The organism is Scytonema hofmannii PCC 7110 (assembly GCF_000346485.2).
Lineage (GTDB): Bacteria > Cyanobacteriota > Cyanobacteriia > Cyanobacteriales > Nostocaceae > Scytonema > Scytonema hofmannii.
Genome location: NZ_KQ976354.1, coordinates 9,070,008 through 9,095,360 on the forward strand (window position 1 = coordinate 9,070,008; position 25,353 = coordinate 9,095,360).

Annotated in this window: 17 protein-coding genes and 1 pseudogene; 4 read left to right on the forward strand and 14 right to left on the reverse strand. The window is 40.0% G+C overall.

The genetic code is table 11. The features are described 5' to 3' along the window. Positions 1 to 2: 2 nt before the first annotated feature. Positions 3 to 509 (reverse strand): hypothetical protein, encoded by a 507-nt coding sequence (locus tag WA1_RS38345; RefSeq protein WP_017748075.1) that lies wholly within the window; start codon positions 507 to 509, stop codon positions 3 to 5. A gap of 264 nt (positions 510 to 773) precedes the next feature. Beyond that, positions 774 to 2,186: a sensor histidine kinase gene (locus WA1_RS38350; protein WP_336389825.1), complete on the reverse strand. Its 1,413-nt coding sequence runs from the start codon at positions 2,184 to 2,186 to the stop codon at positions 774 to 776. A 277-nt stretch (positions 2,187 to 2,463) separates the two neighbouring features. On the opposite strand from WA1_RS38350, the gene WA1_RS38355 reads away from it, so the two are divergent. Then, a complete protein-coding gene (locus tag WA1_RS38355; RefSeq protein ID WP_017748078.1) occupies positions 2,464 to 3,186 on the forward strand; it encodes a Nif3-like dinuclear metal center hexameric protein in 723 nt (240 codons plus the stop codon). Positions 3,187 to 8,397: 5,211 nt separating this feature from the next. Here WA1_RS38355 and WA1_RS38365 read toward each other — a convergent pair. Further along, a complete protein-coding gene (locus WA1_RS38365) occupies positions 8,398 to 9,324 on the reverse strand; it encodes an alpha/beta fold hydrolase (RefSeq protein WP_017749713.1) in 927 nt (308 codons plus the stop codon). Between the two features lie 18 nt (positions 9,325 to 9,342). Beyond that, positions 9,343 to 9,867: a DUF4112 domain-containing protein gene (locus WA1_RS38370; protein WP_017749714.1), complete on the reverse strand. Its 525-nt coding sequence runs from the start codon at positions 9,865 to 9,867 to the stop codon at positions 9,343 to 9,345. A 210-nt stretch (positions 9,868 to 10,077) separates the two neighbouring features. Between WA1_RS38370 and WA1_RS38375 the strand changes: the two genes are divergently transcribed. After that, positions 10,078 to 10,539 (forward strand): hypothetical protein, encoded by a 462-nt coding sequence (locus WA1_RS38375; protein ID WP_017749715.1) that lies wholly within the window; start codon positions 10,078 to 10,080, stop codon positions 10,537 to 10,539. Positions 10,540 to 10,566: 27 nt separating this feature from the next. On the opposite strand, the gene thrC is transcribed toward WA1_RS38375, so the two are convergent. The 4 genes and pseudogenes from thrC to WA1_RS38395 all read right to left on the reverse strand — a co-directional run bounded on the left by thrC (position 10,567) and on the right by WA1_RS38395 (position 15,528). Continuing rightward, positions 10,567 to 11,679 (reverse strand): threonine synthase, encoded by a 1,113-nt coding sequence (gene thrC, locus WA1_RS38380; RefSeq protein ID WP_017749716.1) that lies wholly within the window; start codon positions 11,677 to 11,679, stop codon positions 10,567 to 10,569. Positions 11,680 to 12,209: 530 nt separating this feature from the next. Further along, positions 12,210 to 13,703: a hypothetical protein gene (locus WA1_RS38390; protein WP_017749718.1), complete on the reverse strand. Its 1,494-nt coding sequence runs from the start codon at positions 13,701 to 13,703 to the stop codon at positions 12,210 to 12,212. A gap of 590 nt (positions 13,704 to 14,293) precedes the next feature. Continuing rightward, positions 14,294 to 14,506, reverse strand: a pseudogene (locus tag WA1_RS53945) (IS4 family transposase); the annotation flags it as partial. Positions 14,507 to 14,601: 95 nt separating this feature from the next. Continuing rightward, complete coding sequence (locus WA1_RS38395; RefSeq protein WP_017749719.1) at positions 14,602 to 15,528, reverse strand: nucleoside hydrolase; 927 nt, start codon at positions 15,526 to 15,528, stop codon at positions 14,602 to 14,604. A 242-nt stretch (positions 15,529 to 15,770) separates the two neighbouring features. Here WA1_RS38395 and WA1_RS38400 point away from each other — a divergent pair, with 242 nt between their 5' ends. Continuing rightward, positions 15,771 to 15,986 carry a hypothetical protein gene (locus tag WA1_RS38400; protein WP_051077151.1) on the forward strand — a complete coding sequence of 72 codons (216 nt, stop codon included), beginning with the start codon at positions 15,771 to 15,773 and terminating at the stop codon, positions 15,984 to 15,986. A 44-nt stretch (positions 15,987 to 16,030) separates the two neighbouring features. Here WA1_RS38400 and WA1_RS38405 read toward each other — a convergent pair whose 3' ends face one another. Continuing rightward, the gene (locus WA1_RS38405; RefSeq protein ID WP_017749721.1) at positions 16,031 to 16,864 is read right to left on the reverse strand and encodes a DUF3370 family protein; all 834 of its coding nucleotides are present in this window, start codon (positions 16,862 to 16,864) and stop codon (positions 16,031 to 16,033) included. 161 nt (positions 16,865 to 17,025) lie between these two features. Here WA1_RS38405 and WA1_RS38410 point away from each other — a divergent pair, with 161 nt between their 5' ends. Then, on the forward strand, positions 17,026 to 18,315 hold the full coding sequence (locus tag WA1_RS38410) for an FtsX-like permease family protein (protein ID WP_017749722.1): 1,290 nt from the start codon (positions 17,026 to 17,028) through the stop codon (positions 18,313 to 18,315). Between the two features lie 107 nt (positions 18,316 to 18,422). Here the strand turns inward: WA1_RS38410 and WA1_RS38415 are convergent, their stop codons facing one another. From WA1_RS38415 to WA1_RS38435, 5 genes are all read right to left on the reverse strand, one after another. Then, the gene (locus WA1_RS38415) at positions 18,423 to 19,382 is read right to left on the reverse strand and encodes an NAD-dependent epimerase/dehydratase family protein (protein WP_017749723.1); all 960 of its coding nucleotides are present in this window, start codon (positions 19,380 to 19,382) and stop codon (positions 18,423 to 18,425) included. Between the two features lie 111 nt (positions 19,383 to 19,493). Further along, complete coding sequence (locus WA1_RS38420) at positions 19,494 to 20,642, reverse strand: hypothetical protein (RefSeq protein WP_017749724.1); 1,149 nt, start codon at positions 20,640 to 20,642, stop codon at positions 19,494 to 19,496. Between the two features lie 109 nt (positions 20,643 to 20,751). Further along, complete coding sequence (locus WA1_RS38425; protein WP_017749725.1) at positions 20,752 to 22,311, reverse strand: B12-binding domain-containing radical SAM protein; 1,560 nt, start codon at positions 22,309 to 22,311, stop codon at positions 20,752 to 20,754. A 564-nt stretch (positions 22,312 to 22,875) separates the two neighbouring features. Next, positions 22,876 to 23,928 carry an aromatic ring-hydroxylating dioxygenase subunit alpha gene (locus tag WA1_RS38430; protein ID WP_017749726.1) on the reverse strand — a complete coding sequence of 351 codons (1,053 nt, stop codon included), beginning with the start codon at positions 23,926 to 23,928 and terminating at the stop codon, positions 22,876 to 22,878. 7 nt (positions 23,929 to 23,935) lie between these two features. Further along, entirely contained in the window at positions 23,936 to 25,336 is a 1,401-nt protein-coding gene (locus WA1_RS38435; RefSeq protein ID WP_017749727.1) for an amidohydrolase family protein, read from the reverse strand. Positions 25,337 to 25,353: the final 17 nt, after the last annotated feature.

Genomic DNA, 25,353 nt, shown 5'->3' on the forward strand with positions numbered 1-25,353 from the left:
CCCTACTTTTGAGTTTGTAACCCTAGCTTGCTTTGAAGATTCATGTCTATTCTGCACATAGCTGGACTCGCACTAAAATTACACGTGTAGGTTGCTAATCGTTCTTGTTGATAGTTAAACACGCGGACGTTGTAACCGTAATTGCGTGCGACTGTACCCAAACGATTTACAAAATCATAACGTTCCAGATAATCTAGCAAGCTCCAAATTTGTTGATTGACGATCAAGTCAACTCTAGCAGGTTCTGCACTAGAAACTGGGTATGCTATCCAGTTATCTAGGAGTTTGTTTTCTGAATTTTCCTTTGCCAACCACAAACTAGGAACAGTCAAATGTTCTTGGTAGATAGTGTTAGCCGTAACAACAGAACCTGTAGGATTAGTCAATAAATTTAATTCTAACGGTTTGTCAGAAACTGGTGGAATTGGTGAATTTTCTGCAAAGGAGGATTGATTGGGCAGTAAGACTGCAGTCAAAAAAATACTTAAAAGTAGTGCAAGCTGACGCATTTTTGAATGAAAAAGTAGAAATCAAGGGTGAAGTTAATGGTTTTACTCACAGCTTTTGACAAAGCACAACTTGGTGTTTTTGAAATGAGTTTCCCACCCAAGTATAATACAGAACTTACCAAATTAGGTTTCGTTTTTTCTGTTGGTACTGTAATAATAACCAGCAGCCAGCCTTATACCAAACAATGGAACAAATGCTAAGACTATAGAAAGTTCAAGAACAGACTTTATTCCAGTGGAAGTACTGGTATCACTGGTCACTGGTCACTGGTCACTGTTCTGAGTCACAGGCAATTCAATGAAAAATGTTGTTCCTTGATGAGAGTCTGAATGACACCAGAGTTTTCCATTGTGTTGATTAATGACAATTTGATAACTGATAGATAATCCTAAACCTGTTCCTTTACCAGGAGATTTTGTTGTAAAAAATGGATCGAAGATTTTTGATTGGATGCTTGGCTTGATTCCACAACCATTATCAGTAATATTAATGACAACATAGTCTTGTTCTTGCAGATAATGACTTTTTGTCTTATCTTTTTTTATACAGGTAAAAATCTGAAGCCTTGGTTGTACAACCTGAACTTGTCTATCAAAATCTATTTCTTTTGTTTTCATTTCATCTAAAGCATCAATGGCGTTACTAAGAACGTTCATAAATACTTGATTCAGTTGACTAGGATAACATTCTATAAGAGGGATATCACCGTAATCTTTGATAACTTGAATTTCTCCAGATTTATGTTGTTGCAAACGATGTTGCAGCATGAGTAGAGTACTATCTATACCTTCATGAATATCAGCTTTTTTGAGTGCTTCTTCACCGAGACGGGAAAAATTACGTAAGGATAACACTATTTGACTAATTCGGTTAGCACCAGATGCCATTGAAACTAATAATTTGAAAAAATCTTCTGCAATAAAATCTAAATTGATGTATTCTATTTGTTGTTGAATTTCCGCTACAGAGTTGGGGTAGTATTGCTGGTAGAGTTTTATAAGATCTAACAAATTTTGAGTATAGGTCTGAGCGTAGGTGATATTGCCATGGATAAAGCTGACGGGATTGTTAATTTCGTGAGCCACACCTGCAACTAATTGCCCCAAGCTTACCATTTTTTCATTATGAATTAATAAACTTTGAGTGCGAGTGAGTTCTTCTAGGGTTATTTCTAGCTGAGTGGCTTTCAAGCGTTCTTGTTGCGAGAGTGTCCGCAAAGCTTCTTCCATCTTCTTTCGTTCAGTAATTTCTTGTTCTAGTTCTAGGTTGATTTTTTTCAAAGACTCCGGGCTGGGAAGAGCAAGTGCTAAAGGAACTAACGGCACTAGAGTGAGTGCAGTATATAGCGAAATAATGGCAGTTATGGCTTTCAACAATCCACTAACCCAATAAATTGGATGCCAAAGCGTCCAGATCTCCATGACATGGGTAGTCCCACAAGCGACAATGAATGCTCCAAATAGCAAAAAAATCCAAGAGAAAGGCAAATCTTGACGCTTGTGGACAAAATAGAGTATCACTACTGGAATTGAGTAATAGGCGATGGCAATACAACTATCTGATAAGACATGAAGCCAAACTAATCCAGGATTCCAAAGATAGCAATGACCGTGAGGAATAAAAGCTATGGGCATAAAAAGATTTTGCAAAACCTCCAGCATTAAATTACTCTGCAATTATGTTTTATCTCAATACTTGTTTTTTATGATTCATCCGGGTAAGGCAGAGGGTAGAGAGAATTTATTACATCTGCATTATAAAAACCTCAAATAAAAAGGAGTTGATCTGCAAATAGCTTTTCATTTAAAGCCTTAAATTTAAAATATATGTGATTAGTGGAAAATACTGAGTTGTAGAGACCCCTATCTAGAAGATATTGAGTCTCTTTATATCATAAATGCTATAACAAATAATATTGTATTATTCTGTCTAATTACAACCGTTAAAGTACTGATGATTCTTGAGCGTAACTCTCTTCTCTTAAAGGAAATAGCAGAATTCTTAAATGACTATTTAGCAATTGAGAAATATTTTCAGGAAGAACAGGGCGGCGTGTATCTTCCTTCAATACGTCCTATCAAGCGTTTGGGTTTAGCGCTAGAACCTTGGACGGAGTTGCAGGAATGGGTTGACGCAGAAAATTTAGACGCTGTGTTCTTACATCGACCTTGGAAACTTCAACCAGGACAACTTACACCAGATATCGGTGTCATCTCTTATCATTTGGCATTTGATGAACGCCTAACACTCTCATTTAACCCCGAATTGGCGAAAATTTTGGGAATGTCTTGTGTGTTCGTTTTGGGTGAGAAAAAAAATAGACCGATTGGAATGATTGGAGACATCCCAACGCAAAGTTTTGCTGAGTTGTGCGATCGCATCAGTCAAATTTTTGGTGGATACGAGCAAATACGTGGAGTAGATAAACCTGAAGAAGTCCGAAAAATTGCTGTTGTCGGTGCAATGACAGACGAACTGGTACGAGAAGCAACAAATCGTGGTGCAACAGCCTACATTACAGGACAGTTACGCAAAGGGGCTGATTTTGCATTGCAGGAAACAAAAATGAATGCGATCGCAGTAGGTCATTACCGTAGCGAAGCATGGGGTTTGCGGGCGCTAGCTAAGGTACTGTACGAACGCTGGTCTAGTCTCGAAATTGTCTATGCTTTATAAAAATTTTGTTTGACAATAGGGCAATGAACTACTTAAAAAGTTTCCTGAATGATTTTAAATTCGTCTAATAAATTATTTTTTTTTATAAAACCGTATTGTATTTAACAGTCTTTAATTAATAGAAGAATTGCCAAAATGGCAACTTAGAAATGAATAAGCTCTATACATTAAAGACAGTTAAAGATGGTAAACGACTTCAAGGGTGTTATTATCAGGGTGTATCACATATTCAATCATTTGTGATACACTTTTCGCAAAACAAGAAGGTAGACGGAGTAAAAACAGCTAGATTCAGGAATGTAAACATGGCTGAAATCCCTACCAATCATAAAGCTTCAGCAGCAAAAAAAGAGTGGGAGCGTGAAAGCGATTGGTATGCTTGCTTCCGCTCTTTTTTTATCTTAAAAAGGATTTTCGTTACTTGCTAACAGTTTAGAGACTGTTAGAAAAGACTGACATATGAGGGGTATTGCCCTGCATTCTTAGCAATAAAGAGAATGATATATTTCAAGATAGTTAAGTTATTTCATGTCATGAAAGAGGAAGTTACACACTTTTTCATATAAATTTGTAGTGAATTTAACGGTTATGTTAATTCTAACAAACGTGCCATAGTGGCAACAAAGAAAAGAGCAAATGAAATAAATTAAAGACAAGAAATGACGGCAAAGTGTTGTTCTAAAACTGTACAAAATATCAAAAAACCTCAAGAACATCTACTAGAAAAGAGAACTCAGACACAGAACACATATCTAAAATTGATAGACAACCCATTGCCTAAAAGAAAAAATCTTATCTAAATAATCAAGCGTGCATTTGTCGCAACAGGACTAGTAGAGACGTTGTTAACTACAGAAAGCCCCCTAAATAACTGACAACGTCTCCACATATTCCGAAGCGCTTCAGCGACAAATGGCGAGTGGGAGCAGAAAAGCGATTGGTATGCTTGCTCCCACTCTTTTTTTTATATTTCCTAGACTTTTGGTTAATTACTAACATTTAAAATGCGGTAATAACAAAAATAACAGATGAGGGGTATTGCCCTGCATTCTGAGTTAAGAGAAGAATGATATATTCAAGATAGTTAAGTCATCTAGTGTCATGAAAGAGCCAGAGTTTTCTCTTCTCATTTTCTGATTTTGTGATGAATTTAACAGTTAACAAACTTCTAAAAAACGTGCCATAGTGGCAACAAAGAAAAGATAAAATGAACTAAATTAAAGATAAGAAATGACGGAAAAGGGTGTTATCTAAAACAGGATAAACTATCAAACTAACTTAAAGGCATCCACTGCAAAAAGGACTCAGAAATTCTCTGAAATATCCCAAATTGATAGACAACCCATTGCCTAAAACAGCAAATCTTATCTAAATAATCAAGCGTGCATTTGTCGCAACAGGACTAGTAGAGACATTGTTAATTACAGAAAGCCCCCTAAATAACTGACAACGTCTCTACATATTCCGAAACGCTTCAGCGACAAATGATGAGTGGGAGCAGAAAAGCGATTGGTATGCTTGCTCCCACTCTTTTTTTTATATTTCCTAGACTTTTGGTTAATTACTAACATTTAAAACCCAGTAGAACCAGATGAATAAATGAGGGGTATTGCCCTGCATTCTGAGTTAAGAGAAGAATGATATATTCAAGATAGTTAAGTCATCTAATGTCATGAAAGAGCCGAGTTTTCTCTTCTCATTTTCTGATTTTGTGATGAATTTAACAGTTAACAAAGTTCTAGAAAACGTGCCATAGTGGCAACAGAGAAAAGATAAAATGAACTAAATTAAAGATAAGAAATGACGGAAAAGGGTGTTATCTAAAACAGGATAAACTATCAAACTAACTTAAAGGCATCCACTGCAAAAAGGACTCAGAAATTCTCTGAAATATCCCAAATTGATAGACAACCCGTTGCCTAAAACAGCAAATCTTATCTAAATAATCAAGCGTGCATTTGTCGCAACAGGACTAGTAGAGACGTTGTTAATTACAGAAAGCCCCCTAAATAACTGACAACGTCTCCACATATTCCGAAACGCTTCAGCGACAAATGATGAGTGGGAGCAGAAAAGCGATTGGTATGCTTGCTCCCACTCTTTTTTTTATATTTCCTAGACTTTTGGTTAATTACTAACATTTAAAATGCGGTAATAACAAAAATAACAGATGAGGGGTATTGCCCTGCATTCTGAGTTAAGAGAAGAATGATATATTCAAGATAGTTAAGTCATCTAATGTCATGAAAGAGCCGAGTTTTCTCTTCTCATTTTCTGATTTTGTGATGAATTTAACAGTTAACAAAGTTCTAGAAAACGTGCCATAGTGGCAACAAAGAAAAGATAAAATGAACTAAATTAAAGATAAGAAATGACGGAAAAGGGTGTTATCTAAAACCGGATAAACTATCAAAATAACTCAAAGGCATCCACTGCAAAAAGGACTCAGAAATTCTCTGAAATATCCCAAATTGATAGACAACCCATTACCTAAAACAGCAAATCTTATCTAAATAATCAAGCGTGCATTTGTCGCAACAGGACTAGTAGAGACATTGTTAATTACAGAAAGCCCCCTAAATAACTGACAACGTCTCCACATATTCCGAAACGCTTCAGCGACAAATGATGAGTGGGAGCAGAAAAGCGATTGGTATGCTTGCTCCCACTCTTTTTTTTATATTTCCTAGACTTTTGGTTAATTACTAACATTTAAAATGCGGTAATAACAAAAATAACAGATGAGGGGTATTGCCCTGCATTCTGAGTTAAGAGAAGAATGATATATTCAAGATAGTTAAGTCATCTAATGTCATGAAAGAGCCGAGTTTTCTCTTCTCATTTTCTGATTTTGTGATGAATTTAACAGTTAACAAAGTTCTAGAAAACGTGCCATAGTGGCAACAGAGAAAAGATAAAATGAACTAAATTAAAGATAAGAAATGACAGACAAGGGTGTTATCTAAAACCGGATAAACTATCAAAATAACTCAAAGGCATCCACTGCAAAAAGGACTCAGAAATTCTCTGAAATATCCCAAATTGATAGACAACCCATTACCTAAAACAGCAAATCTTATCTAAATAATCAAGCGTGCATTTGTCGCAACAGGACTAGTAGAGACATTGTTAATTACAGAAAGCCCCCTAAATAACTGACAACGTCTCTACATATTCCGAAACGCTTCAGCGACAAATGATGAGTGGGAGCAGAAAAGCGATTGGTATGCTTGCTCCCACTCTTTTTTTTATATTTCCTAGACTTTTGGTTAATTACTAACATTTAAAATGCGGTAATAACAAAAATAACAGATGAGGGGTATTGCCCTGCATTCTGAGTTAAGAGAAGAATGATATATTCAAGATAGTTAAGTCATCTAATGTCATGAAAGAGCCGAGTTTTCTCTTCTCATTTTCTGATTTTGTGATGAATTTAACAGTTAACAAAGTTCTAGAAAACGTGCCATAGTGGCAACAAAGAAAAGATAAAATGAACTAAATTAAAGATAAGAAATGACAGACAAGGGTGTTATCTAAAACCGGATAAACTATCAAAATAACTCAAAGGCATCCACTACAAAAAGGACTCAGAAATTCTCTGAAATATCCCAAATTGATAGACAACCCATTACCTAAAAGAAAAAATCTTATCTAAATAATCAAGCGTGCATTTGTCGCAACAGGACTAGTAGAAACGTTGTTAATTACAGAAAACCCCCTAAATAACTGACAACGTCTCCACATATTCCGAACCGCTTCAGCGACAAATGATGAGTGGGAGCAGAAAAGCGATTGGTATGCTTGCTCCCACTCTTTTTTTATATTTGCCAGATTTTTGGTTAATTACTAACAGTTAAAACCCAGTAGAACCAGATGAACAAATGAGGGGTATTGCCCTGCATTCTGAGTTAAGAGAAGAATGATATATTCAAGATAGTTAAGTCATCTAGTGTCATGAAAGAGCCAGAGTTTTCTCTTCTCATTTTCTGATTTTGTGATGAATTTAACAGTTAACAAAGTTCTAAAAAACGTGCCATAGTGGCAACAGAGAAAAGATAAAATGAACTAAATTAAAGATAAGAAATGACGGAAAAAGGTGTTATCTAAAACAGGATAAACTATCAAACTAACTTAAAGGCATCCACTGCAAAAAGGACTCAGAAATTCTCTGAAATATCCCAAATTGATAGACAACCCATTGCCTAAAACAGCAAATCTTATCTAAATAATCAAGCGTGCATTTGTCGCAACAGGACTAGTAGAGACATTGTTAATTACAGAAAGCCCCCTAAATAACTGACAACGTCTCTACATATTCCGAAACGCTTCAGCGACAAATGATGAGTGGGAGCAGAAAAGCGATTGGTATGCTTGCTCCCACTCTTTTTTTATATTTGCCAGACTTTTGGTTAATTACTAACAGTTAAAATCCTGTAATAACAAAAATAAAAAATGAGGGGTATTGCCCTGCATTCTAAGTCAGAAGAAAAATGATATATTCAAGATAGTTAAGTCATCTAGTATCATGAAAGAGTCGAGTTTTCTCCTCTCATTTTCTGATTTTGTGATGAATTTAACAGTTAACAAAGTTCTAGAAAACGTGCCATAGTGGCAACAGAGAAAAGATAAAATGAACTAAATTAAAGATAAGAAATGACGGACAAGGGTGTTATCCAAAACCGGATAAACTATCAAACTAACTCAAAGGCATCTACTGCAAAAAGGACTCAGAAGTTGTCGGAAATATCCAAAATTAATAGACAACCCATTACTTAAAAGAAAAAATCTTATCTAAATAATCAAGCGTGCATTTGTCGCAACAGGACTAGTAGAGTCGTTGTTAATTACAGAAAGCCCCCTAAATAACTGACAACGTCTCCACATATTCCGAAACGCTTCAGCGACAAATGGCGAGTGGGAGCAGAAAAGCGATTGGTATGCTTGCTCCCACTCTTTTTATGGTGATACGAATTTAAAAAATGTGATAAATAATTAGATGAGAGTAAGTCTGAGTAAGACTTTCTCAATCCAAAATTCACGCATCTAAGAGGATGTTTTAAAAATCCTGACCTCATATAATGAGCTACTATACAAACGCTCGTCCGCCTACGCAGACTAGTATTTTGAAACCCACGTAGGTGGGTTTTGCCTGTATAGACGCGAATTCCATTCGCCAAGACTTTATAAACATCCTCTAAAATCCAAATGGGATTAGCTATCTCGTAAAAACTCAAGAATCGCTGCATTCACATCTTTTGAAGCACCAAAAGATGCATCATGGCGACAGTTAGGCAGTATTTGTAACTTTGCGTTAGGCAGATATTGACACAGTTTTTCCCCATCACTTGTAGGAAACCACGTATCTTGTTCACCCCACAAAACAAGTGTGGGACATCTAACCGCGCTTAGGTTATTTTGAATATTGGCAAGAAAACTGGGTTTATTGGTTTGCAAATGCTCAATTTCTCGTGCTGCTATTTGTAATTCTTCTGCTACCTTTGCAAGAGTACCGGGAAGCTCAACATAGGGGTAAGTTATCCAATAAACGTCTTCCTGGGTGAGTATGGATGGGTCGAACAGAACACCGCGCCTTTCTACTGCCATAATTTCTCTAACGATTGGTGCGTACAACAGTGGTAGTCTCAACGAGTCAATGATTTGCACTATCTCTATGGGTATTTGCGAAAGTAACCACATTCCCCAATGAGGTAGACGTTGTGCAAAGATAGGCACATTGAGTACCACCAGGCGTGCTATTAATTGGGGATTTTTTTGTGCGATCGCTAGAGCAACTAATGCACCTAATGATTCTGCTACAAGAATAACGGGTTCATCACAGAGGGAACGAATAATTCTCTCAAATTCAACCACTTGATGACCATTCTTTTCTTTACGAGTCACGGGTTTTTCTGAAAAACCATAACCTTTGGCATCAAAGCAGATCACTCGAAAATGTTGAGATAATGTATCTATACTGGAACGCCAATTATAACTCCAGCTACCAACGCCATGTAGTAAAAACAGGGGTTGACCCGTACCTTTTTCAGCATACGCGATTTGTACGGGATACCCATTAGCATCTGTAATAATTAGACTTTGCCGACCTTTAGGGAAAGTCGTTTGCCACCAATCTTTCATCTATTATTTTGTACTCATCTAACTGCCACTTAAGGATCTCAGCAGAGTTTCAAGCAAGGTTCCAAACAGCCTCATTAATATCACGGCAAATGTTACTAGTCCAATAGTGACAATGAACAATACAGTTAACACCGCAAATACAAACCACTTGTCTGTGCTTTTCCTCTGCCTGGGAAACTTTAAGTAATCTTCCAGTAGTCTAATGTTGTACTCATTAGCTGTCCAGGCAAAATCGAACAAGTCTCCCACTAACGGTACAGCACCTAATATTCCATCTATTATTATATTTAATACCATTCTGCTTATCGTAGCTGCAGGCGCACCCGACCTGGCTGCTTCTAAGACTATATATGCCGAAAACAGAATTCCTAAAAAATCACCCCCAACAGGTATCAATCCCAAAATCGGATCTAGACCAATACTAATCGGGGTTCCAGGAATGGTAATTGCTTTGTCCATTACACGGCTTAGCTGACGCAGCCGTTTTATAGTCAGTGCTTTGGCATCAGAGTCCATAATGGGATAGTGAGGGGGTTGAGACATTAGGGCGATCGCATTTCTATGATTAAACAGCTGGTTATTCTACTTCTTCCCAGCCATAGTTGATAAATTTACCTGCTATACGTAATAACTTGTTACGGTTCACATCTCCTACTTTTAATATGGAGATTAACCGGTCACTGGTCACTGGTGCGTATATTCATATTTCTTTGTATAAAGAATACAGTGTATAAATAAGCTTAATTAACTGATATGACTCAAGAATTAACACCACAGTGGTTAGCAGAAATCAAAGCACTCAAACAACAGATAGCAGAACTGCAAGTAGAGCGTGATGCCGGTTGGCAAAGCGCAGAAAAATGGCGTAAGCTTTACAGCACTGAAGCAGAACAGCGTCGTTCCGATGCTCAAATGGCACAACAAACGGTAGATTCGTTAAAAAAACAAATACAGTTTTTCAAGGGTCTTGAAGCAGAATTACTTGACGATCCAACAGCGACAACAGCCATTCAGCAAGAAGTCGAACAGATCAAATCCGTTGAGGAGTTAAAAACTCAACTCATTGCTGTTATCAAAGAACGCGATCGCATACTTCAAGCTTTAAAAACAGAGCAAGAAAATCACTCCCAGACCCGCAAAAGCCTGACTACAGCTTTAGGTGATGCCATAGATAGATTAACAAGGGAAAGAGAGGGAGTAGGGAGTGGGGAGTAGGGAGTGGGGGGATTCACCACTCCCCATTCACCACTCACCACTCCCTTCCTCAAATCCCATTGCTTCAGCCACAGCCTTAAGTTCCGGTTGAATACCTTGTTTAAATTTGCTGGAACTGTGTTTAATAGCTGTGTCTGGGTCTTTCAGCCCGTTACCAGTCAGGACACAAACTACTGTCGCCCCTGTGGGAACTTGGTCTTTTACCTGTAACAAACCAGCAACAGAAGCTGCACTCGCAGGTTCGCAAAAAATTCCTTCTTCTGATGCCAACAGTCGATAAGCTTCAAGAATTTCTGTATCGGTTACAGCGTGAAAACTTCCCATACTGGCTTGCTGAACGGCAACTGCTTTCTCCCAACTTGCTGGGTTACCTATACGAATGGCTGTGGCTATGGTCTCTGGATGCGTCACTGGTTGACCATTTACTAGAGGTGCTGCACCCGCAGCTTGAAAGCCCATCATTCGGGGTAGGCGATCGCATTTCCCTTCTTGATGGTATTGACAAAAGCCCATCCAATATGCTGATATATTTCCCGCATTGCCTACGGGGATACACAGCCAATCGGGAGTATCACCCAAAGTATCAACAATTTCAAACGCAGCTGTTTTCTGCCCTTCTAGACGGTAAGGATTCACCGAGTTCACCAAAGTGATTGGGTAGCTGTTTGCCATGTCGCGCACGATTTCCAGCGCCCGATCAAAATTCCCTTGAATTGCCAGAACTTCTGCTCCATATAGCAATGCCTGTGCTAATTTACCCAGTGCTACGTAGCCATCTGGAATGATCACAAAGGCACGCATTCCTCCACGTCTGGCATAGGCAGCTGCCGCAGCTGAGGTGTTGCCCGTGCTTGCACAAATAACAGCCTTTGCCCCAGCTTCCTTTGCCTTGGAAATTGCCATTGTCATTCCCCTGTCTTTAAAGCTACCAGTGGGATTCAGACCGTCATATTTCACAAATACACGGACTTGTCTGCCGATCAGTTCTGCAATTGAGGGAACCCGAATCAAAGGAGTATTGCCCTCTAGCAAAGTCACCACTGGTGTATTTTCAGTGACAGGCAAGTATTGACGGTAGGCTTCTATTAGCCCCGGCCAGGGTTGGCGGTATGATTTAGCAGCAGTCAGGCTTAGAGTCACGGTATTTAAAAACTTTTATTTTTAGCTGAGATGGTAACAACTAGTGATATATCTTTATTTTGCACATTAAATGTGACCGATATGCAAGGTCGCAACAATAAATGTTTTTTTTGGAACAAAAATGCTATGCAAGTAGTCCAGGCAATGTACGACATTAGACAGGTTACAACCAATTATGAGGAGTATAGAATTATTTAATGATTCTTAAAACTTCTCTATTATAATATCTCTAATGGTGTGAGTCGATTTCTGTGGTTCGTATGGTTATGACTACTTCTAGCGTTTCAAACACTGAATCCCAAACATACTGGGCAACCAAATTGAATAAATGCCTTTATCAGGCCGAGCAGCAAGCAAAATTTATCAACCTGCAAGCTGAAGTTGATTGCTTGTTAAGGCAACTGCAGGATATGAAAGTCCAAAAATCATCTGATACGAGCAGCCTGGAAAGCTAAATAAGCACTGCACGTATATCGCTTCTACCACATTTTGTACAGCAATAAAACAAGTGTTACTCAAAGCGAATAACTTCAGAAGCCAGTACCGTACTCGCAAGACTCAGTATGCGATTGCTCGCACTGTGGAACTTTACCGTCTAAAAGTTCTATGAGGCTTTGAGCGTAAGCAATAGTGTCTTCTGAGATCGGCGATCGCTGGCTTAACCACTTATTCCCTCGTTCTTTCCCGTGACGGGCTGCTACAATCAAAGCACCCCAAGCTTGCACCGACTGTCGCTTTGGATTGACTTGCAATTCTGTTTCCACGCGATTCCATAATATGTCCCCATCTGCTTTAAGGAGGCTAGAAATTTCCTGAGCGTTTTGTGGCGAAGCCTTGAACACCTGTAAAGCTTTTTCCCAACGGCCATCTATTATATCTGCCAAAACTTCTTGGCTGGGGCTTGCCCAGATTGTATTGGCTTGCGTCTTTGTTAATTCGGAGTGCAAGCGAATGACATCTATTTGGGAATTCACTATCGGTGAAAAAAGCTTTTTTTGGCGTTTCTTCAGAGATTCCAACCGTTCAAGAGCTGGTGTCCACAATCCGCTACGGGCTAACAAGAGAGCATCTCGATACACTGAATTCTTAAGAAATTGTTGTGTGAAAGCAATTGCTTCTAATTGGATGGGATTGAGGAAGTATTTGACAGATTGGACTTGGTAAATTTTTAACTGAGGTTCTAAACCTACTGTTTGATCTACAACGAGTTCTTTGTTCCCACCACCTGTGACTTGTCGCCATTCAGGTAAATGCCCGTTTGGGCTAGTCCAGGGCAACATGAATTGTAAATGAGTGCGATCGCTATTGTAATAAACAACAATACCGTAAGCAATGAGACTCGTTCCTTGTTGGCGCTGACCCTGTAAATAAAACCAAACACCAGATGATGGCGTCTCACCTTCAAAACGCCCCACTTCATTAAGAGGTAAGGACAAACTAGAACCTTGATTTTCATCTGTAGCCTTAACAAAAGACGCTACCACAAAAGACTCTTCCGGTCCTGCGACAGGTAACTGAGTTGCTAGACGATAATATTTCTCCGATACGGATTTCAATTCCAATTCTTTGGAATGTTGATAAACTCTAAGTTCAACTATAGATTTACAATCAGACTGGCAATTAGAGCGTTGCTTCAAAACTGGGAGCAAGAAAGAAACTGCTGTATCACCTTTTAAAGGTAAGATTTGTCCTGCTTCCAACCCCTCCTGCTTGAGAGACTCTTGAATTTGTTTGAGAGTATAAGGACGTTCTGCGCCAGTTGTGGAAATTTGCACCCAATCCGGCAAAAATTTAGTGAGCCATCCTACTTGATAGGGATTGAGTATGAATTGAATGCTTATCCAAGCAAAAGTGACAACTAACCCTCCGCTCCCCATCAAAACCGCCAATGCGATCGCTGACACCAGCCAACTTTTCTGCTTGGGTTTCTTTTTAGGTTTTTTATAGACACGCTTGACGCCACCTTCTTTTGGTTGATTTTGTCTGTAGGCTTTTGGCGCAGGGTTTGACGAAGAATTTGCCATGCTACTTTTTAACCAGTCTAATTAATCATCGTGTTTAAAGTATTTCCCTTTATACTCGCGTTTTTCATTAATGGATAGTGGTTAGTTGTTGGTTGTTAGTGGTTAGTAGGGAACCACCAACCACTATCCACTAACAAATATAAATTCCGTGAAACTACTCATGTCATCACAAGAACTTTTTAAATACACTTTTGAGCATAAGTGTGATGTGGGTTGAGTGTAAAAAGTTAAAAGGTAGAATAATTCGTAGCAGTTATGGTACTGATAGAACTCTTACATAATTGAAGAGTTACTCAACTACCAAATGAAGCGATGCTTATTCTTAAAGAGAAGTAGGAATAAACCTCGAAGGTTTTGCTTAAAAAAGACATAAGGATATGGAAATGCAGAAATAAATTTATTTGTGTGTCCACATTCTTATGTCTGATTTTTTATTAATATGTATTGTTGGTATTAGATTTCCAGGAAATAGATTATTCCATACTGTGGTACGGGCGTCCTCGCCCGTCTTATATGAGTAACGGGCGAGGACGCCCGTACCACAAGAAATTTAGATGCCAATTTGATAGGTGCTGACCATTGGTAACAAGTTAAGCCTGCACGGCAGTTGTTAAGGGAGTTCCAGAAGATACCTTAAAGAAAAATTGGTCGGAGCCTCGCTGTTTTTCTGGAAATGGTGCGACAATTAACTTAACATTCGGTTTTCGTTGCTGTTTAACAATACCTAAATCTTTATTTTCGGACGCAGCAAAATACTGTATTGGGTCAGTAGTCTTACCTTTTTGATGAGCTACATAAAAATGGTTATGTAGTAAGCTTTTCTAGACCATCTTGCTGAAAATTACACGGATCTCGGCTCAACCCCATATTCGTTGGAAGTCCCAAAGAGGGATCGCTTCTATTTTCTTAAGCAACTATATAAAATCTCTTTCCATCTTGGTATGTCAATTTCTCGAACTACAGTTATGTTTGGTTCTTTATGAAGGACATCTAATTCATCAATAACTGTCATACCGCGAGTTAGATCACTTGTTATTTCTATATCTACAAAATATTTGCCTTGACGGGTTACAATCGTAGGATCAAGAGCAACTGCCATCGCTACTGGATCTGCTAGTGTTAATCCAATAGCTCCTTGTAGTTTTCTAGAAGCTTCAAAAGAAAATCGATTGCTATTCACTGCTAAAAGCGATTTATCTGTTCCGAAAGCCTCAATCATGTCGATTTCAGTAGAGGTCAATGCGGCAGTATATCGGCTGAGTTCCCAACCAACCATTTCAATTGGCATTCCACTATGAAAAACGACCTTTGCTGCTTCTGGATCTACCCAAATATTGTATTCAGCAGCAGGTGTAACATTACCAACTGTATTAGCACCACCCATTACTACACAGCGAGGAACTAGGGAAGCAATTTCAGGAGCACGGCTTAATGCAATAGCAATATTTGTAAGAGGCCCCAAGGTGACGAGGGTAATTTCATCAGGATAAGTTTTTAGTAAATCTATGATTGCATCAGTTGCATGTGACATTTTGGGTTTGATATGTGAATCGGGATAGTACATATTTCCCATGCCATCTTTGCCATGAAACCATTCAGCATAATTACTTTTTCTTAGAATTGGTTTTTTACACCCAACATACACAGGTGTAATAGCCTTACAAGTTTCTAACGTGTACAGTGCATTTTTCAAACCCTGTTCAACAGACACATTTCCATTAACAATTGTTATTGCAACAACTTGTACATCTGTCCAAGAATGGGCCATCATAATTGCTACAGCATCATCAGAAGCAGTATCTGTATCAATTAGTAGTTTACGCATAAAAAGTGTAACGTCTTTTGTAGTAAAGAACAAAATAAATCGGATATTTACGTATTTGGCTCAGACTCTCTAGATCGCAAAATAGCGATCGCACTGCTCATGCTAAGGACAATCAATACAATAAAGTTTTCTAGCTGTGCAAATTAACGATCTCAAACCGGGCATTGTATCGAAGACAAGTCTATCAGGCTTTTGTCACCGATATCATAATTTTGGAATTAATTCAACACAAAGAGAACTTTATGCAGTCGCTTAATGGAACAATTCTCAATGCTACTGCACTAATTGATTTTTGCTGGGTAAATGATTTGGAGTGGCTACAACATTACTATAGCCCATTGTACATTGCCCAGGAAGTGCTGGATTCAGATCAACTGGAACTCCCTACTCGTGAGGCTGCAAAAAGTTACTTAACTGCACTCTCTCTTTCCACCGAAGAAATGTTTTTCACGAGCTAAAAAATTGATAAATAGTCATGAACGCACGATCGCTGCATTAAGCACTAACCATCCAAAGTTTTCACGGTTAACACTTGTGGTGGTGTTGAATCTGGTGGGTAAATCAAATCAATTTGCACGGTACGACGAGAATTGCTTGGCATTACAAGCTTAATGAGTGGTTCTAATATCTGACCAGTTCTATGCCATAAATGTACGTAACGAGTTTTTTGTTCTCCTTTGTCATCAATATAACGTAGCCTTACCGTACCTCGGAAAAAAGGAAAATCTAAAGATGGTTTACGAAACCGCAAACCTCCTTTGGATAAAGTGTCTTCTTTCAAAGGGGTTTCTAATGTCAAGTATACAGTTTGATTTTGATTGGTGGAGTTGATTAAAGTGACGAATGGTGCATCTTGCATCAAGTAACTTGCTGCCTGTAAAACATCCACTGTCACTGGTTTTTGACTTGGATTGTGCAAAATCAAGCCCAAATAAAGCGTTTGCAAATCTTTAGGAGTGTGGGTGTAGTGATGGGCAAATAAGTCAAATCTTCCCTGAAAAGGAAAGTTTAAGTGTGCGGCTGAAACTTTTTTTCTGTTTGTAGGAAAGGTAGAGAGTAAAATTCCTTCAGTTTTGATCCACTCAGGACTATTGCTATTAAAGACAGATACTGTATCTAGCTTGCCTGGTAAAGAGCGTACTTCCCCAACTTGGACGATTTCTTCAGGTGCTGGTTTAAGTGGAGTTTGGGCAAGAGCTTTTTCTGAACTTGTTCCTTTTTTGCTAGAAGAGAAACGCGTGTTTGTGACAAATCCAAGGCTAGCAGTGATAAGAAACCCTAATATAAGTAGGAATACTGAGGCAGGTAATTTATTTTTGGGTCGATGGACTGGCATGAAAATTAATTTTTAAGAAAGCGCGGTGTAAAGGATGACTCATTATAACTACAGGTTCCTTGATATATTTCCTGAGTGCGATCGCAGTCAATAGAATGATGATGGGAGTGCTCGGTTAGGAACTTGTGGTTGCCAACATAACAATAGGCGTTTAGCATACTATGGCTAATGTCAGACTAAAAAAATTTATTAATATACCAGCTTTTCTTATGGTTTCGATTGCCCGTAAAAATCTGCTTGAAGACATTCCTCGCTTTCTAGCAGCACAGGCAGGTATTATGTTTGCCGTTAGCCTAGTGACTATTCAAACTGGTATCTTTAATGGGTTTACGCGCTCCTCTACTAAATTAATTAACAATTCTAGTGCTGATATTTGGGTAGCGTCTGACAGCATGATTTACCTTGACCTCACGCTGCCAATGCCTTTAGCGCACATCAATTTAGCTAGAGTTGTCCCTGGTGTTGCAAATGCAGAAGCGCTGATTGCCACTGGAGGAGTATGGCGTCACCCCATGGGGAGAATAGCTCCAGTCAGAGTGATTGGATTCGATCCAGATGGGCAATTGTTTACACCTAATAATATCATCCAAGGCAGTAAAAATGCCCTGAAAGAGCCGTATACTGTAATAGTAGATACATTTAATACAGAATCTTTAAGTGTACGACGTGTAGGTGATAAAGCACAAGTCAATACTTTGCCTGTACGTCTGGTTGGCTTCACTCAAGGAAACCGCTCCATTGCATCGAATCCTTATATGTTTACTTCTCTAGAAAACGCCACTGCTTACGTAAGTTCTGGTAAAACTTCTAATGTGTCTTGTCGAATGCAATCGGGTTCAAAAGACATTCAATGTACCACCACTTACGTAGATCCAGAGAAGAACACTACTCCCGCACCAAAACCTTTATCTTCATTAGACCCCATCACCTATATCCTAATTCAAGCTCAGCCCGGTCAGGATTTGCAGGCACTCAAGAAAAGACTAAACGCTGCCTTACCCAATACCCAAGCCTACACCCGTGCAGAAATGATTAAAAGAACTGAGGTTTACTGGCAAAAGCGAACTGGTATTGGATTCATTTTAGGGCTGGGTGCAACAGTGGGAATCATTGTAGGAGCCATTGTTGTTGGTCAAATACTTTATTCCTCCGTGTCAGAACATCTCAAGGAGTTTGGCACACTCAAAGCAATGGGTGCATCTGATTGGGCGATTTACAGCGTCATTGTTGAGCAAGCTATATGGATGGCTGTTCTAGGTTATATCCCAGGTATTACACTTTGCTTCGGAGTCGCCACTTGGACATTGGCAAGTCAAGGCATCCTAATTTTAATTACACCAAAAACCGCGATCGCAGTTTTTGGTGTCACTATTATCATGTGTACTGGCGCAGCCATTTTTGCCATTCAAAAAGTCACCCGTCTCGATCCCGCCACAATATTTAATAAATAGGGATTGAGGATTGAGGATTTTGGATTTTAGATTTTGGATTTTGGATTGGGGACAAGGGAGAATTTTCTTCCTCATCCCCCTAACAACTAACAACTAACAACTAACAACTAACAACTAACAACTAACTCACGAAGAGTTTCTGTGACTGAACGAGGATGCCAGCCCAGCTCATTACGGGCTTTGGTAGCATCTACTCGGACACATCGGTCATATATATAGTGAACGCGTTCCCGACTGATGGGTGGTTGCCATTTCAGCAACCGTCCAATTGGGTCGAGTAAGTTTCCCGCCAATCTCACTAGGGGTTTGGGAACTTCACGAGGCGCTGGAATACCTGTTTCTTGGGAGACAATCGCAAACATTTCGCGCAGTGTTAAATCACCAGCAGAAATAATATAGTAATCTCCTGGTTTACCTTTTTTTGCCGCTAAAATCATTGCATCTGCAAGATCGTCAACATGGACAATCCCTGTGATGCGATCGCCACCAGCCCACACTTTGAGCCTTCCTTTGCAAAACAGATCCATAACCGGACCAAAGTGCGGGTCATCAGCACCAAATATTCCAGAGGGAAGAACGCTAACAGCATGAAAACCAGCTTCAACAGCTCGATCTACTAATTGTTGAGCTTGGTATTTCGTGCGATCGTAAGCAGAGGAAAAGTGCTTTTGCGTTCTTTGGAAAGTTTCATTCACTGCTTGACCTTTTGTATCGCCGAATACACCAATAGTGCTACAATAAACTAGCTTAGATACGCCAGTTTCTCGAGCTACTTCTAAAACGGCTCGCGTCCCCTCTACATTTACCCGCTCCATCTCGGCTTCATTGACAATTCCTAGCTCCACATAAGCAGCAGTGTGAAAAACAGTATCTGTATCAACCATTGCTGATTGTAATGCCTCTTTGTCAGTAATATCACCGTAAACCAATTCTACGTTAAGATTCTCAAGACGGGTTAAATTACTAGATTTACGTACTAATCCAATAACAGTGTTGCCTTGCTTTTGCAAAGCCCTCACTAAATGAGAACCAGTAAATCCATTAGCTCCAGTCACCAACGTTTTCATACAGCTTTTTCATAAATTCTGTAAGTACTGTAGGGTGGGCATTGCCCACCATATCATGCTTGTGGTGGGCAATGCCCACCCTACGTAGATTTGAAAAATCAAATAGGATTCCTATAAAGCTTTTTCATAAATTCTGTAAGTTTTATAAATTTTGCCACCAGCCGCTTCAATTAATTTGCGCGAGGGAAAATTATCTTCAAATACTGTAGAAAGTTCAGCTCTTTTATAAGGTTTTCCCTTTTGTATTCCACCTTGCATTCCCAAATAAATTAAAGCTAGAGGTACCATTTTTGAACGGTATTCTGGTAACGAACAGATGACAATCACTCGCCCTCGATCGATTTGCCGACGATACCAGAGAAACTTAAGAATTCCCAACCAGTTAAGTTTTCCATTAACGTGTTTGAGGGGAATGTTGTAGTCAGGTAGCCCCATAAAAAAGCCAATCATTTCCCCGTTATACTCTGCAATGGGAAAAACATCTGGATCTATTACACTCTGTAAGTCTTTAGCTTCATCTAGAAATTCTGCCTCAGTGCGAGGTGTCGAACTCCAGTTAGCAGAAAAAGCACGGTTAAAAAGGTGATAAATGTTCTTGGCATCCTGCTCGAACGCTTCACCTTTGGTTCTAATTGGGCGAAATTTTACTCCAGATTTACACGCAATACGATAACCTTTCTCAAACTCTGGTGCAAGGGGTTTATCTAAAGGGAAATTATAAGCATATGCATCTTTAGCTTTATGCCACCCATCCCGCTCCATAAACTTTGGGTAATAAGGCGGATTATATGGCATCATCATCATTGGTGGTGAGTCAAATCCATCAACTAAAAATAGGCAACCATTATGAGTAGAGAAATCAATTGGGCCTCTAGCTGCGGTCATTCCTTGCTCTCGCAACCATTTGCAGGCAGCATCTAGTAAGGCTTGAGCTATGGTAAAATCGTCAACACATTCAAAAAAACCGAACAAGCCAATATTCTGACCTTCACGATCTATTAAACGTTGATTGACAGCAGCAACAATGCGTGCCACTGCTTGAGGCTCTTTTGCTTCTTGGGATATGGCAATAAACTGTTGCCGTTTCCCATACTCCAAGAAGGTATTAGCAGATGTAAATTGCTTGGCAATACTGCTACGGATGGGAGATACCCAATAAGGATCTTTAGCGTATACTCTTGCGGGGACATCCAAAAACATTTCGTTTTCAGATGCAGTTGTGACTGTCCGAATCTCAAATTTTGTTTGATTTATAACCATTTTGGATTAACCAATTTTGGATTTTAGATTTTGGATTTTGGATTGAGAAATTCCTATTCCCTATTCTCTATTCCCTATTCCCAACTCCCCACTCCCCACTCCCAACTCCCTATTTTCTAGCTAGGGTTAAGGGTGGTGAAGTTTTCAAACATTTATCAAGTTGTTCTTGAATTTCATTGCGAACAATTTGGCGGTACTCAGTAAAGTGCTCCAAGTGGGCGCAATTCACTATATAGGATTCAAAGACCCCTGGATTGTGCCAAATGATGGAGAACAACTGACGCCAGAATTGAAACCGCGTATCGCGTTTAATTCCTTGTCGCCAACAAATAATCAGAAATGCCTGGATATACTTTAATTCAGGTATGCGGAATTTCTTTTTAATGGGGGAGGGCTGCATGACAATAAAGTGTCGAAAGACTCGCGCTAAATAGCGTTTTGGCTCATAAAGTTCCCAAAAACATCTCATATACTCTTCAGCCAGTTCTTTTAGAGAACGAGAGGGAATAAAATTAGTCAACGTGGTTTGGTTGATATTAGCGTCCTCATTCAGCAACCGCCCTTCTTTTTGAAGCCGATGCCAAAGTGCTGTGTTGGGCAATGCTTGAAGCATGCTACACATTGCTTGAGGAATAGCCGTCGCTTCTACAAAATCAATAATGCGATCGCCCGCCCCTGTTTTTTCTCCATCAAAGCCAATAATAAATCCAGCCATCACTCGCAGACCTGCTCGATTAATTGTTTGTACTGATTCTACAAGAGAATGACGCGTATTTTGGAATTTTTGCGTCAAAGTTAAACTATCGGTATCTGGTGTCTCAATTCCTACAAAGACACTACCAAAGTTGGCAGCAATCATCAAATCTAATAATTCCGAATCTTGTGCCAAATCCACAGATGCTTCAGTTGAAAACTTAAAGGGATAACCGCGATCTGCCAACCAAGGAATCAGTTCGCGCAGCAGCAGTTTGACATTACGCTTGTTACCGATAAAGTTATCATCCACTATAAAAACTGAACCTCGCCAACCCAGATTGTAGAGAAACTGCAACTCAGCTAGAAGTTGTGAGGGAGCCTTAGTACGAGGTTTTCGTCCGTATAGCACAATAATGTCACAAAACTCACACTGAAACGGGCAACCTCGCGAAAACTGTACGGACATATCACTGTAAGCATTTAGCTCCAGCAGGTCGTATCTTGGAATGGGTGTAACAGTAACATCTGGTTTTTCTCCATTAGCACTGAATACTCCTCTTGTTTCACCCCTTTCTAAGGCTTCAACTAGCATTGACAAGGTAATCTCGCCTTCATCCAAAACCAGAAAATCTGCTCCAGTCTCCTCCGCGTCCTTGGGTACAGAAGTGACGTATGGACCCCCTGTTGCCACCAGTTTGCCCCGTCGTTTTGCTTCGCGGATAACCTGTAGCATATCTGATTTTTGGACGATCATACCTGAAACAATCACCAAATCTGCCCAGTTCCAATCAGATTCAGTTTCAAACCGAACATTGCGGTCTACCAAACGGAACTCCCACGTTTGAGGTAAGATTGCTGCAACTGTAATTATTCCTAAAGGCGGAAATGAAACTTTACGTCCGATCAGTTCTATAGCTTTATCAAAAGACCAGAAGGATTTTGGGAACAGTGGATATAACAGTAAAACGCGCATTATTTTTTAACAGTGTTGGGCGATTGGTAACTATTGAATTTTTATAAGAAATTTGCACCCTCGATCTCGTTCTGAGGCGGAGCTTGGGAATGCTCGTTTGCCAGACGGAGCCTCCTAATTAATATATTATGTCGAGGCAGCAGCCCCGATAAATGTATTCCCGTGCTCTGCATGGGAAAAAGAAATGTAGGTTGGGTTGAGGAACGAAACCCAACAAATGCTTTAGAATGTTGGTTTGACAGAGGAAACCTTTAGAATGTTGGGTTGAGGAACGAAACCCAACAAATGCTTTAGAATGTTGGTTTGACAGAGGAAACCTTTAGAATGTTGGGTTGAGGAACGAAACCCAACAAATGCTTTAGAATGTTGGTTTGACATAGAAACCTTTAGAATGTTGGGTTGAGGAAGGAAACCCAACAAATGCTTTAGAATGTTGGTTTGACATAGAAACCTTTAGAATGTTGGGTTGAGGAAGGAAACCCAACAAATGCTTTAGAATGTTGGTTTGACAGAGGAAACCTTTAGAATGTTGGGTTTCGCTATCGCTCAACCCAACCTACAAATTTAATTGCTATTCCGTATAAATTTTTCGTATTGAGAGACAATAACTCGTTGGAGGGCAATAATAGCAGGGTTGATTTCGACATAACGCCTCTGAGGATTGGCAAGATATGTTTGCTGTTCGCTCTCAATCATCTGTATATCTTGGTCGAGAAATTTACGAAACAAGAAACGCCAGATCAACTTAGCTAAGAGTGTCTTGGTCGGCTGAAGTATCCACCTTGGAAGGCGAACTTTGAGAAAGAAAAGGGAAAACGATCGCGTTTCCGTTAGACCGACGGGCAATCTCATTAAATACAATGAGGAAACTCCTTCAAGGGAGCTGTGATAGTGGGGGTAGCTGTAGTGAATTGAAATAGTGCGAGTTGTGACTCCAGTTGCTTTCTCACTCAATCCTAAAAACTGAGTCAGAACACCTTTGTAAGAAACTCTGTAATCAGAACGCACTGAGGATTCGGTTGCCTGTAAGTTAATCAAAATAGGATTGAACCAGCCCTGTAGTTCTTGGTGTAAATACCCATGAAAGACATCCATTGTGTTTTCATTACAAATGGAGAAATGTGCTTTAAAGTGGGCAGGAATTGGCACCATCAACCATTCGGGCTGGTCGAATTCTGGAACTTTGAGCAATTCGCATTTCCCAGATAAGACACTATCACCCGGAAATATCCAAATCAGGTTATATCTTTCCTGAATTGGATAACTGCGGGCTTGGGCGCAGGGAAGTTTTTGCCCTTTTGGCAGATAAGGGATGTTTACGCACTCACCACTTCCATCAAATTCCCAACCATGATAAGGACAAGCAAGGTTGTAACCTTGAACTTTCCCCTTATGCAGTGCAACTCCCTTGTGAGGACAAGCATCCTCCAAGGCGTGGAGTTGACCGCTTAGATCGCGATAGATAACTATTGCCTGGTGCCAGACTACCACAGGCAGAACGTTACCAGCTTTGAGTTGGTCGGCCCAGAGGACTGGATACCAGTAATTTGGGTTGATACCAACTTCACGAACACGGTTTTGAACTGTTTGGCTTTTGAGGGTTGTGGCTAGTTCCATGAGTTCCCTATACTGCGGCTTGAGTCGTTTGTGTTAACAAATCTTGAGGTAGGGATTGACGCAGGCGATCGCCATACAGTGATAAAGCATTACCACCTAGTAATAGCGCTAAATGCTCGCGATCGTAATCAGCCACTGTAGCAGCATCTTGGACACAGTTGTGAAGGACACCATCCCAGTGACCGTAATCTCCTGAAAAGCAAGCCAAGCGCTTGCCCACTTCTCCCATAGCAATGTGAAGATAAGAAGGACCCGGATCGTCTGACTCAAAAGAGGTAAAGATTTGTCCCCGTTCAAAGTACTCTAGCGGATCTCTGTGACGGAGATCGTAATGCTCGTACAAACTAGCATCGTCAATTTTTTCGGGGTTATGTTGAACATTCCACAACAGGTCAAAGAGATTTTTCGCCTGACTAATCAAATTGATATTGTTGTGGCTACCTCTTTCCTGAATCATCAATTTTGTGAATTCCATCAGGGAGGGGCGATAAGGATGTTTGGGGTCAAAGTCACGAATGCGCTTTTCCCAATGTTCGTGAAAGGCATGAGCAAGATCCGGTACCCAACCGCAACCGCCTTCTAAAAAGCCAACTCGGAGTGTGGGGAACTGCTCAAAAGCTCCATCAAACACCATGCGTGCTAATGCCAGTTGTTGTTGGTTCCGTTGCACGAAAATATGGGTAAGAACAAAAGTTTCCGTATGGTCGGAAATGCCACCTACCATGTAAGAACCAGGACCCCCGTGAATGCCCAGTCCAATATTTAAATCAACAGCTGCTTGTAATATTGGACGAAAGTCAGGATGGCTGATTGTTTTACAGGTACGAATTTCTGGGAACGCCTGAGGTGCTTTGGGATGGGGAATTGGCATATTTGGAGCAACCGCCACGCTTATCATGCCCAGTTCATTGACACAACGCTGCATCTCAGCGACTGCTGCGTCCACATCCTGTAGTGGAAGAACGCCAATTGGCTTGAGGCGATTGTCATATCCCCGGCAGTCTTCAGCAATATAGTTGTTATAGGCGCGGCAAAGTGCAATTGCGAAATCTTTATCTAGGAGGCTTGAGAAGATCAAGTTTAATGTGCCGTAAATTACTTGAACATCAATACCTTCTTGGTTCATATGTTCAATTCGCACTTTATTGAACATTGCACCTAATGTCGTATCTGGATGCAAGTTGCGAAAGCCACCTTTACCCAAACCTTGAGGCTGAGGGAACATACGCTGGTAATCGTTTTTACCTGTTGCTGGATTAAAGTCTACAATTCTTGCCCGTTGATCCCCCAATTTATCTATCACAAGACCGATGCGATCGCGATACTCCGGTTCCAGATAATCCCGCATAACTAGGGGATTTTCTAGCTTATGGGCATCTGCATCAATTACCGCTAGACCTTGATACATGAACGACTCCTTATCAC

Excerpts from the sequence above, each read along its gene's own strand:
- WA1_RS38345 (WP_017748075.1), bottom strand. The coding sequence starts at position 509 with ATGCGTCAGCTTGCACTACTTTTAAGTATTTTTTTGACTGCAGTCTTA.
- WA1_RS38355 (WP_017748078.1), top strand. The coding sequence starts at position 2,464 with ATGATTCTTGAGCGTAACTCTCTTCTCTTAAAGGAAATAGCAGAATTC.
- WA1_RS38365 (WP_017749713.1), bottom strand. The coding sequence starts at position 9,324 with ATGAAAGATTGGTGGCAAACGACTTTCCCTAAAGGTCGGCAAAGTCTA.
- WA1_RS38370 (WP_017749714.1), bottom strand. The coding sequence starts at position 9,867 with ATGTCTCAACCCCCTCACTATCCCATTATGGACTCTGATGCCAAAGCA.
- WA1_RS38375 (WP_017749715.1), top strand. The coding sequence starts at position 10,078 with ATGACTCAAGAATTAACACCACAGTGGTTAGCAGAAATCAAAGCACTC.
- WA1_RS38390 (WP_017749718.1), bottom strand. The coding sequence starts at position 13,703 with ATGGCAAATTCTTCGTCAAACCCTGCGCCAAAAGCCTACAGACAAAAT.
- WA1_RS38395 (WP_017749719.1), bottom strand. The coding sequence starts at position 15,528 with ATGCGTAAACTACTAATTGATACAGATACTGCTTCTGATGATGCTGTA.
- WA1_RS38400 (WP_051077151.1), top strand. The coding sequence starts at position 15,771 with ATGCAGTCGCTTAATGGAACAATTCTCAATGCTACTGCACTAATTGAT.
- WA1_RS38405 (WP_017749721.1), bottom strand. The coding sequence starts at position 16,864 with ATGCCAGTCCATCGACCCAAAAATAAATTACCTGCCTCAGTATTCCTA.
- WA1_RS38410 (WP_017749722.1), top strand. The coding sequence starts at position 17,026 with ATGGCTAATGTCAGACTAAAAAAATTTATTAATATACCAGCTTTTCTT.
- WA1_RS38415 (WP_017749723.1), bottom strand. The coding sequence starts at position 19,382 with ATGAAAACGTTGGTGACTGGAGCTAATGGATTTACTGGTTCTCATTTA.
- WA1_RS38420 (WP_017749724.1), bottom strand. The coding sequence starts at position 20,642 with ATGGTTATAAATCAAACAAAATTTGAGATTCGGACAGTCACAACTGCA.
- WA1_RS38425 (WP_017749725.1), bottom strand. The coding sequence starts at position 22,311 with ATGCGCGTTTTACTGTTATATCCACTGTTCCCAAAATCCTTCTGGTCT.
- WA1_RS38430 (WP_017749726.1), bottom strand. The coding sequence starts at position 23,928 with ATGGAACTAGCCACAACCCTCAAAAGCCAAACAGTTCAAAACCGTGTT.
- WA1_RS38435 (WP_017749727.1), bottom strand. The coding sequence starts at position 25,336 with ATGTATCAAGGTCTAGCGGTAATTGATGCAGATGCCCATAAGCTAGAA.